Source organism: Anaerolineae bacterium, from assembly GCA_014360855.1.
Classification (GTDB): domain Bacteria; phylum Chloroflexota; class Anaerolineae; order JACIWP01; family JACIWP01; genus JACIWP01.
The window spans coordinates 1-9,570 of the sequence record JACIWP010000113.1 but is presented as its reverse complement, the minus strand read 5'-3'; the positions used below and the strand labels follow the sequence as shown (position 1 = coordinate 9,570).

9 protein-coding genes are annotated in these 9,570 nt (G+C 64.6%); all 9 read right to left on the bottom strand.

The window, feature by feature from the left end:
* Positions 1-546: 546 nt before the first annotated feature.
* Genes hpt through H5T60_07635 form a run of 9 tightly spaced genes read right to left on the bottom strand, consistent with a single transcriptional unit; the run spans position 547 to position 9,455 of the window.
* Positions 547-1,134 (bottom strand): hypoxanthine phosphoribosyltransferase, encoded by a 588-nt coding sequence (gene hpt, locus H5T60_07675; GenBank protein MBC7242309.1) that lies wholly within the window; start codon positions 1,132-1,134, stop codon positions 547-549.
* A gap of 14 nt (positions 1,135-1,148) precedes the next feature.
* A complete protein-coding gene (locus tag H5T60_07670) occupies positions 1,149-1,535 on the bottom strand; it encodes a hypothetical protein (GenBank protein ID MBC7242308.1) in 387 nt (128 codons plus the stop codon).
* Positions 1,532-2,119, bottom strand: a complete 588-nt coding sequence (locus H5T60_07665; protein MBC7242307.1) for a cytidylate kinase-like family protein — start codon at positions 2,117-2,119, stop codon at positions 1,532-1,534. Before H5T60_07665 ends, H5T60_07670 begins: the two co-directional genes overlap by 4 nt.
* 1 nt (position 2,120) lies before the next feature.
* Complete coding sequence (gene recG / locus H5T60_07660) at positions 2,121-4,655, bottom strand: ATP-dependent DNA helicase RecG (protein MBC7242306.1); 2,535 nt, start codon at positions 4,653-4,655, stop codon at positions 2,121-2,123.
* 58 nt (positions 4,656-4,713) lie between these two features.
* Positions 4,714-5,556, bottom strand: coding sequence for a DegV family protein (locus H5T60_07655; GenBank protein MBC7242305.1), 843 nt, complete (start codon positions 5,554-5,556; stop codon positions 4,714-4,716).
* 31 nt (positions 5,557-5,587) lie between these two features.
* On the bottom strand, positions 5,588-6,430 hold the full coding sequence (locus H5T60_07650; protein ID MBC7242304.1) for a DegV family protein: 843 nt from the start codon (positions 6,428-6,430) through the stop codon (positions 5,588-5,590).
* Positions 6,431-6,447: 17 nt separating this feature from the next.
* Complete coding sequence (locus tag H5T60_07645) at positions 6,448-7,290, bottom strand: DegV family protein (protein MBC7242303.1); 843 nt, start codon at positions 7,288-7,290, stop codon at positions 6,448-6,450.
* 41 nt (positions 7,291-7,331) lie between these two features.
* Complete coding sequence (locus H5T60_07640) at positions 7,332-9,068, bottom strand: DAK2 domain-containing protein (GenBank protein ID MBC7242302.1); 1,737 nt, start codon at positions 9,066-9,068, stop codon at positions 7,332-7,334.
* A 33-nt stretch (positions 9,069-9,101) separates the two neighbouring features.
* Positions 9,102-9,455, bottom strand: coding sequence for an Asp23/Gls24 family envelope stress response protein (locus H5T60_07635; protein MBC7242301.1), 354 nt, complete (start codon positions 9,453-9,455; stop codon positions 9,102-9,104).
* Positions 9,456-9,570: the final 115 nt, after the last annotated feature.

The following is a 9,570-nucleotide window of genomic DNA, read 5'->3' as shown; positions in this document are numbered from 1 at the left end:
CCTGCCCGGGGAGCCAGTGCGGACAGCGAGGCCCTGGCCATTTGGCCAGGGCCGTTTGCATGTGCGTGCCGGCATCATGCCGGCACAGACCACGAATTTTCGCCGGAATGCAAAAATTTTAAGCAAAAACCCTTGACAACCAGCCCCGGATTTGCTATATTGTAAGCACCCTCAGGGGTACGGAATACGTCTCCTGAGGTCAGGGCGCCCCAAGTAATTGGAAAGCGCTCTATCGGAAGGCAATACCACAGCCGCCAACCGGACCCTCGGCGTGGGGTGTCCAGGTCGAGGTAAAGGGAAACGGCCAAGGGTATGCGCTCTCGGAGCGATGAGGCTTTGGCGGCAAGCCGATCCAGATGACTCCCGCAAGGGAGCAGATGGAGAAGCGAAACCACCAGAGCGGAGCAACGAGAGAAGCCGATTAGGTGGAGTACCCCGCAGTACCACGAAGGTGGTACCGGGAGAAAGGCCGAAAGGGGGACGATAGAGAAGGCTGGAAGGTTACTTGGGGCCCCAATTTTTTTATGCCCCAGGAACGCCGGCCTCTTACCGACCCTTGTTCCCCTCCAGCACCTCCGGCTCCAGCACCCCGACAAACGGCAGATGGCGAAACCGCTCGCGGTAGTCCAGCCCGTACCCCACCACGAATTGGTCCGGCAGTTCAAACCCCTTGTACCGCAGGGGGATGTCGATCAGCCGGTGATGCGGCTTGTCGAACAGGACGCATACCTCCAGGCTGGCCGGGTTGCGCGCCCGCAGGGTGCGCAGGAGATAATGCAGGGTCAGCCCTGTGTCAATGACGTCCTCCACGAATAGGACATGCCGGCCCTCGATGGGCGTCTCCAGGTCCTTGATCAGCCGTACAAACCCCTTGTCGCGCGTCTCCGGCGAATAGGAGGTGACCGCGATGAAATCCACCTCTGCCGGGATGGTGAGGTTGCGCAGAAGGTCGGCCATGAAGAAGAGCACGCCCTTCAGCACCCCGACGAAGAGGGGGTTTTTGCCGGCGTAATCCTCCGAAATGGCGCGCGCTATCTCCCGGATGCGCGCCTGGATCTGCTCCGGGGTGAGCAGGATCTGCCGGATGCCGACGGCCGCTTCCCCATACTTCGCCAATCCTCCCTGGTTCTCCATCTCCCATCCTCCGCCTACTGATGCTCATTCGGACGCTGGGGAGCGTGCCCCTGGATGCGCTCCGCCTCTTCCTCCAGGCCGTACTTGACCAACAGTTCGCGAATATCGCGCCGCTTGAACAGCTTGATATGTACGTCGGGATACAGCTCGCGCAGGCGGCGCAGTTTGCGGTTCTTCTGGGTGACAAGCTCGGGGCGGAGGGTGGTCAGCTCTATATACAGGTTCTGCTGAGGCAGGTAGAAATCGGGGGTAAAGGCTTCCAGCACCTGCCCGTTCTCGTCCCATTCCAGGGGAAAGGTGTGTGGTTCGTACTCCCATTCGATGCCGTAGAAATCGAGGATGCGGGCGAATTCCTCTTCCGAAGGGTGGGCGAAGTGAGGTCGAGGTTTGCCGTCGTTCATGTTGGCTGTACTGCTCCCGTGGAGGATAGACGCTCTTTCAGTGCAAGACAGATCAGTTCCGCGGCCGCGGGGACGGACAGGCCGGCGGTATTGATGACCAAATGATACAGGTACGGGTCATCCCAGCGCACGTGATAATAGCGCCGTAAATAGGCGCGGCGCGCCGCATCGCTGGCCTCGACCTGGGCGCGCGCCTGCTCCAGGGAGATGCCGTGCCGGCGGGCAATGCGTTCCGCCCGCACGGAAATGGGCGCGCAGATGCGCACATGCAGTACATCGGGCCGGCCGGCGAGGATGACCTGGCCGGCGCGCCCCACAATGACAACGCTCCCCTGCTCCGCCAGTTCGTGCATCACATGGGCTACCGCATCCAGGTAGGCGCGCTGGGCCTGCCGCGAAGGGCGCACGCCCAGCAGACCCAGGTCATCAATGACGGCAAGGGCCATCTCCGGCGCGCCGGCCTTCTGGGCGGCGCGGTTGATGACCTCCCGCTGGACGACGCTGAAACCCAGCCGCCGGCCCACCTCCTCTGCGATGAGGGTCCCCAGGCTCCCCAGTTCCCGCGAAATGGTAACAGCCGCCATCTCAACTGATATCCGTTCGCCGCTGTGCCCAGGCCCGTTCGACCCGCCGGCGCAGGGCCTGATGCTCCGGCCGGCTCAGTTCCGGGTCCTGCTCCAGCAGTTGATACGCCTCGCGCCGCGCTAGCTCCAGCAGGTGGATGTCGGCCAGGCTGGCCATGCGCAGATCGGGCAGGCCGCTCTGCCGCGTGCCGAAGAACTCGCCCGGCCCCCGCAGTTCCAGGTCCTTCTCTGCCAGGGCAAAGCCGTCCTGCGATTCCGCCACCGCCCGCAGGCGTTCCCAGGCGTCCTCGCTGGTGTTCTCCGTCAACAGCAGGCAGTACGACGGCGCGTTGCCACGGCCCACGCGCCCGCGGAACTGATGCAACTGTGCCATACCGAAACGGTCCGCGCCCTCGATGAGCATCACCGTGGCATTGGGCACGTCAATGCCCACCTCGACTACGGCGGTGGAGACCAGGATGTCCAGCTCGCCGGCGCTGAACCGCCGCATCACCTCCTCTTTCTCCTCGGCCGGCATGCGGCCGTGCAGAAGCCCCAGACGCAGGTTGGGAAACACCTCTCTGCTAAGGCGCTCATACTCGGCGACCGCCGCCCGCGCCTCAATGTTCTCCGACTCTTCCACCAGCGGACAAATGATGAACGCCTGATGCCCTTCCGCCACCTGGGAGCGCACGAACTGATAGGCGCGCTCTCGCTCGCGATTGGTGACGATATAGGTCTTGATGGGTTGGCGGCCGGGCGGCAGTTCGTCAATGATGGACAGGTCCAGGTCCCCGTACAGGGTCAGCGAAAGGGTGCGCGGGATGGGCGTAGCGGTCATCACCAGCATATGCGGGCTGTACCCCTTCTGGCGCAGGGCGCCGCGCTGGGAAACGCCGAAGCGGTGCTGTTCATCAATGATGACCAGCGCCAGGCGGGCGAACTGCACGTTCTCCTGGATGAGGGCATGGGTACCCACGATGACATCCACTTCGCCGGCGGCCGCCTCGTCATACACCTGGCGCTTTTCCGCCGGCGGCATGCTTCCCACTAACAGGCGCACCCGGAGCGGGCGTTCCTGGCCGTTTGCCGGCACCATCATCTGCCCCAGCAGGGACTGGAAGCGCGCGTAATGTTGGTGCGCCAGGATCTCCGTCGGCACCATCACCGCTGTCTGGAACCCACCACGGGCGGCCACCAGCGCGGCCGCGGCAGCGATCACCGTCTTCCCCGAGCCGACATCCCCCTGCAGGAGCCGGTTCATCGGCACCGGTTGGGCCATGTCGCGCAGGATTTCGTCCAGGGCGCGCTGTTGTGCCCCGGTGAGTGTGAAGGGGAGCGAGGCCAGGAACTGCTCCAGCGCCGGCCGGTCTGTCGGAAGGGGTTGGCCGGTCTGCCGGCGCCATGCCTGCCGCAGGCGCAGGACGCCCACCTGCAGGAGGAACAGCTCGTCGAAAGCCAGCCGCCGGCGCGCCTGCGCCAGTGATTCTTCGCTGGCGGGGAAATGCACCTCGCGCAGGGCCGTGCCCAGGTCGTACAGCTCCAGACGCCGGCGCATCTCTTCGGGCAGGAAGTCCTCGACCCGATCCGCCCAGGTCTCGACGACCTTGTTGATGAGCCGGCGCAGCCAGCGGTTGGTCACCCCCTCGGTCAGGGGATAGACCGGCACCATGCGGCCGGTGTGAATATGTTCCTTGTCCAGCGGCTCCCATTCCGGCGAGTTCATGGTCAGCCGGCCTAGGAACTGCTCCACCCGCCCGCTGACCACGATGGAGGTCCCCGGCGCCAGCCGCTTCTCCAGGAAAGGCTGGTTGAACCAGGTCAGCTCAAGCTGGCCGGTGCCGTCCGTCACAATGCATTTGATGATAGTGCGGCCGCCGTCGAGCTGACGTAGGGTGGTCTGGCGCACGTTCGCCAGTACCGTCACCTCATCGCCGGGGCGTAGTTGGTGGATGAGCTTGAGCCGGCTGTAATCGTCATAGCGGCGCGGGAAATGATAGAGCAGGTCCTCGATAGTGCGGATGCCCAGCTTCTCCAGCCGCTTGGCCTGCATCTGTCCCACGCGCGGCAGGGTTGTCACCTCCGCCTCCAGCGCGGCCGAGCGCGCGCCGGCCGGCGCCGGCGGCGCGGCAGGTGGCTCCTCCGGTTTCGGGACGGCGGGCGGGGGCTCCGCCGGCGCGGCGGTGACGCCGGGTTTGGCGAGCGGCGGTGCGCTGACCGGCCCTTTTTCCTCGAGTCTTTCCTCGGGTTCGGCCGGGGCTTGCGGGACTGGCGGCGGGGCAGGAGCCGCGCCGGCCTCCAGCGCCTTCAGGCGCGCCAGCAGGTCTTCAACGCATTCTGCCTTCTGCGCGGTGGTCTCCAGCGAGGAGTACGCGCGCAGTACGTCACATATTCCCTCAATGGCAGAACGGGCCGCGTCCGTGCTCGCCTGGGACAGCGCCTCCTCGCGCCAGTGGGGCGCGAACTTGTCCAGGCCGCCGATCACGGCGCGGTTCATGTATCCCATATCGCGTTCGAGGTTCAGGATTTTGATGAGTTTGACGATAGCGCTTTGCATATATCCTCCGTCAGGCATTCGCCGACGTCTTGATGGCTTCATAATACCCGCGGAGGCGTCAATTGGCAAGAAGCGCTGCCACTCCTACTGCGCCTGGGCCCACGTGGGAAACGATGGTCGGGCCGGCGTCCATGATGGTGGGGATGGAGGGGCGGAACTCCGCGAGAGACTCGACCAGCTCCGACGCCCAGCCGGCATTGTCGGCGTGGATGACCGCCATCTCCTGGATTGGTCCCCATTCCCGCACCAGTTCCACCAGACGCCTGGTGGCCTGGCGCACGGTGCGGCTGAAGCCGAGCAGGGTCACCTGGCCGCGATATACCTCGAACAGGGGCTTGATGTGCAGAAATTCGCCCACCGCCGCCGGCAGGCCGGGGACACGCCCACTGCGCCGCACATGGTCGAGGGACTGCAGGGCGCCGGCCAGCCGCACCCGCGGCACCATCGCACGCGCCATCTGTTCCAGGCGCGCCAGCGGCTCGCCGGCCGCCGCGGCCCGCGCACAGCTCACCACCATCAGCCCCAGCCCGGCGGACATCTGCCCGCTGTCCACCACCACGATGCGCCGGCTGTCCAGCTCCTCCGCCAAGCGGGCGCACTGCAGGGCGGTGGTGCTGAAGGAGGATGCGAGATGAATGGAGAGGATATCATAGCCCTGGTCGAGGAGGGCGGCATACCGTTCGGCGGTATACGCCGGCGTGGGTGCGGCGGTGGTGGGAGAGTGCCGGCTCTCCCGGAGCAAACGGTAGAAGGTCTCGAGATCCGGCTCCCGGCCGTGCAGGATGGAGCGGGAACCGAAAGAGACGGTGATCGGCAGGACCTCAATCGGAAGATGATGTGTGCTGTGCGCCGGCAGGTCAACAGCGGCATCGGTCACCACGTAGACGGGACGAGAGGCCAATGGCAGGTTCCCCCGCAGGATGATGTGTTGCTCAACGGGTGAGAATGCAGAACCCCACCGCACCAGGGCCGGCGTGGGTGCCGATGGTGGCGCCGGCCTCGGTCTCAATAATGCCGGCAAGCGGGGCATACGGCGCGAAAAGCCGGCGGACCTCCGCCGCATCTTCGGGCGCGTCGGTATGCAGAAGCGCCACCCGCTCCAGGGGGCCGCTTGCCAGGACATGCTGGATCATGCGCTGGAGCGATTTGCGCCGGCCGCGCACCTTGTCCAGCAGGCGCAGGCTGGCGTCCTTCAGCTCTACCACCAGCTTTAGGTCAATCAGACTGCCGAGCATCGAGGCCACCCAGCTCACGCGGCCGCCGCGATGCAGGTACTCCAGGGTATCCAGCGCCGCCACCAGCCGCAGACGGGGGAGCAGTTCCTGCAGTCGGGCGATGATATCCCCCGCGGACACGCCTTCATCGGCCAGCCGGGCGGCGGTCAGCGCCAGCATTCCCGTGCACATGGAGACCTGACGGGAATCCACCAGATGGATGTTCAGTTCCGGCAGGCTTTCGGCGGCCAGGCGGGCGACGTTGTAAATATTCGTGAGGGCGGAGGCCACGTGGATGGAGATGATGGTGCGGGTGCGCCGGCCCAGCTCCCGGTATGCCTCGATGAAGGTCCCCACCGAAGGCGCGGAGGTGGTGGGAAGGATTTTGGCGGCGCGCAGGCGCTGGTAAAAGGCCTGGCGCGGCAGTTCCACCTCATCCCGATAGGTTTCACTGCCAAAGGAGATGAGGCAGGGGATCACGGTGATGTCCCACTGACGGGCCAGCGCCGGCGGCAGATCCGCGGCGCTGTCCGTCACGATACCTATCTCTCGATCGCTCACAGCCTGTCTCCCCGGGCCTACAGGCCCTCGTATATCACTGCCCCCACCGCGTACGGCCCGATGTGCGCCGCCAGCGATGGGCCGTAGGTATAGACCGGGATGTTCTGCCTCGGGAAAAGCTCTTTCAAACGCTCCAGCAGGAGCGGCACATTGTTGAAATAGGGATTGCGCAGGATCACCAGCTCCTCGACCTCGGAGAATTCGGCGATGAATTCGTAGAGCTTCTCCACCGCTTCCTCGTGGGAGCGGACCTTCTCCATGGGGATGATCTCCCCGTCCTCCATCACCAGGATGGGCTTGATCTGGAGCATGGTGCCGAGGATGGACTGCGCCGGCCCGATGCGGCCGGTGTGCTCCAGATAGTCCAGCGTGTCGGAGAAGAAGATGGCGTACACGCGCGGGATCATGCCGCGCACCAAGCGGATGATGCTGGCCAGGTCCTCGCCGGCGGCCGCGGCACGCGCCGCGGCGCGCACCAGAATGCCCTGGCCGTAGGAGATGGATTCGGTATCAATGACCTCCACCTTCTGCCGGCCTACCAGCGATGCGGCCGCCTCCTCGGCGGCGCGCACGGTCTTGCTCAGGCGGCGCGAATGATGCAGGGAAAGGATGATATCCCCCTGGGCGCCGAGGGATTCGTACAGGCGGATGAAGTCGCCGGCGGCCGGCGGCTCGATGCGGGGATAGGCTCCCGGCTGTCGCAGTCGCTCCAGGAACTGCTGGGCGCTGATATCCACCCCCTCGCGAAATGTCTCGTTCCCGAGGCGGATGGTCAGCGGCATGATCGTGATATCCAGTTCGCGCTGCGATTTGGGGTCCAACAGCACGGCGCTGTCCGTGACAATACGTATCTTCGGCATGGAAAGGCTGTCCTCCCAATGTGGTCCGGAAAGATGAAGCATTATTCGCCGGAGATAATGTATGGGTAATGCGGCTGGCCGCCCTCTACCACTTCGATTTCCTGGTCAGGGTACCGTTCGGCAATCAGGTCCGCCAGGGCGCGGGCCTCCTCCGCGCTCACCCCTTCGCCGTAATAGAGGGTGATAATCTCCAGGTCTTGCGCGCCCATTTTCTCCAGCAGGCTCAGCACGACATCCGTGAGGTTCTCGCCGGCGGACACCAGATCGCCGTTCAGCAAGCCAATGTACTGCCCCTCTTCCACCTGCAGGCCGTTGATCTTCACGGAGCGGACGGCCCGCGTCACCTCGGCAGCCTGGATGCTGTGCAGTGCCTCGGTCATCAGCTCGACATTGGTGTCCAGGTCCGATTGATAGTTGAAGGCCAGCAGGGCGCTGATGCCCTGCGGGATGTTCTTGCTGGGCACCACACGGATCTGACGGTCGGAAAGGTTCTGCGCCTGTTGGGCTGTCAGGATCACATTCTTGTTGTTGGGCAGGATGATGATTTTCTTGTGCGGGAGGCTCTCGACGGCGCTCAACAGCTCCTCGGTGCTGGGGTTCATGGTTTGGCCGCCCGGCACGATGGCGGAGGTGCCCAGGCTTTGGAAGACCTTGGCCAGGCCCTCGCCCGGCACCACCGCGACGATGCCGATTTCGGAGACCAGCGCCGGCGCGGGAGGTTGGGGCGCGACGGACTGGAAGGGCACTGGCGTGGGAGGAGGCACGGCGGCGCGGCCGGCGCCGCGGAATTCCTCGTACTGCTCCTGCATGTTCTCCACAATGACGCGGCTCAACGAACCCAGGCGAGCGGCGTAGTTCAGCGGCGTGCCCGGCTCCGGCGTGTGCACATGCACCTTGACGGTGCGGCTGTCGCCCACCACCAGGGTGGAGACACCCATAGCATCAATGTCGGCGCGGATGCGCTCCACGTCGAGGTTCTCGCCGGTAAGGATGAACTGTACGTCGTACCCATACCCTTCTTCCGGGCCTTCCGGATGGTGTAAGATCACCTCCTCCCCCCTTGTTTCTGCTGGCGCCTGTAGGCTTTCACCGCGCAGGTAGCGGAGCATGCCCTCCAGGATGATGTACAGGCCTTGGCCGCCGGCGTCCACCACGCCGGCCTCCGCCAGCACGGGCAGAAGCGAGGGCGTTTCCTCCACCGCTTTGCGGGCGGCCTCCACCACCAGCGCCATCATATCCCGCAGATCATCGGCCGTCTCTGCGGCCAGGGCGCTGGCCTCCGCCGCCCGCCGCACCACGGTCAGAATCGTCCCTTCCACCGGCCGGATGACCGCCTTATACGCCGTGGCGGTCGCCTGCTGAAGCGCACGCGCCAGCAGGTTGTTGTCCAACAGGTCGGCGTCATGGAGAGCCTGGGCCATGCCGCGAAAGATCTGGGAGAGGATGACGCCGGAGTTGCCGCGTGCGCCCATCAGTGCACCATGCGCCAGGGCCTCGATAATGGGGGCTACCGAGCGTTCGGTCCGGCCGGCGATCTCCTGCCAGGCAGACTCCAGCGTCAGGTACATATTGGTGCCCGTGTCCCCATCCGGCACAGGGAACACGTTCAGGGCGTTGATCATGGGGATATGATGGTTCAGCCATGCCAGGCTCGTCTGAACCATGGCTTTGAACTGCTGGCCGTCACAGGTCTTCCAGTCGGGACCGCCGGCGACCGCGGTTCCGCTGGCCGCTGTAGAATCAGGTTGTGCTTCGCGGGCGATATCGTTATTGCTCAAGGCCCCTTTCCTCCCGGGATCGTTCGTTTCTCGCTATTTACTGCTCATGCGGACGCCCTGGATGTGCACGTTTACCGCTCGGATGGGTACGCCCAGGGCTCTTTCCACCGTATATTTCACATTGCTCATGATATTATGCGCCACTTCGGAAAAGCGGACGCCGTACTCTAACACGACGTACAGGTCAATGACGATCTCTTTGCCGTGCATATGGACCTCGACGCCGCGGCGCCAACTGTCCTTCTGCAAGATTTCGGCCAGGTCGCCGGCCAGGTTCTTGTTGGTGACTCCGACGACGCCATAGGTCTGCATGACGGCCATGCTCGCCAGCGTGGCGATGGCCTGCGGCGAGACATGGATATGACCTGCGACTTCAGCTTTGGACATACGATGCTCCTGCTCACTCTTCATGGGCGGGCTGGCGGCGTGCTCCTCGAATGCCGGCCGCAGACCCGCGGGTCTGCCTCTCACTGCAAGGGTACATGATACGATAAGTCCCCAA

Excerpts from the sequence above, each read along its gene's own strand:
- hpt (MBC7242309.1), bottom strand. The coding sequence starts at position 1,134 with ATGGAGAACCAGGGAGGATTGGCGAAGTATGGGGAAGCGGCCGTCGGC.
- H5T60_07670 (MBC7242308.1), bottom strand. The coding sequence starts at position 1,535 with ATGAACGACGGCAAACCTCGACCTCACTTCGCCCACCCTTCGGAAGAG.
- H5T60_07665 (MBC7242307.1), bottom strand. The coding sequence starts at position 2,119 with ATGGCGGCTGTTACCATTTCGCGGGAACTGGGGAGCCTGGGGACCCTC.
- recG (MBC7242306.1), bottom strand. The coding sequence starts at position 4,655 with ATGCAAAGCGCTATCGTCAAACTCATCAAAATCCTGAACCTCGAACGC.
- H5T60_07645 (MBC7242303.1), bottom strand. The coding sequence starts at position 7,290 with ATGCCGAAGATACGTATTGTCACGGACAGCGCCGTGCTGTTGGACCCC.
- H5T60_07635 (MBC7242301.1), bottom strand. The coding sequence starts at position 9,455 with ATGTCCAAAGCTGAAGTCGCAGGTCATATCCATGTCTCGCCGCAGGCC.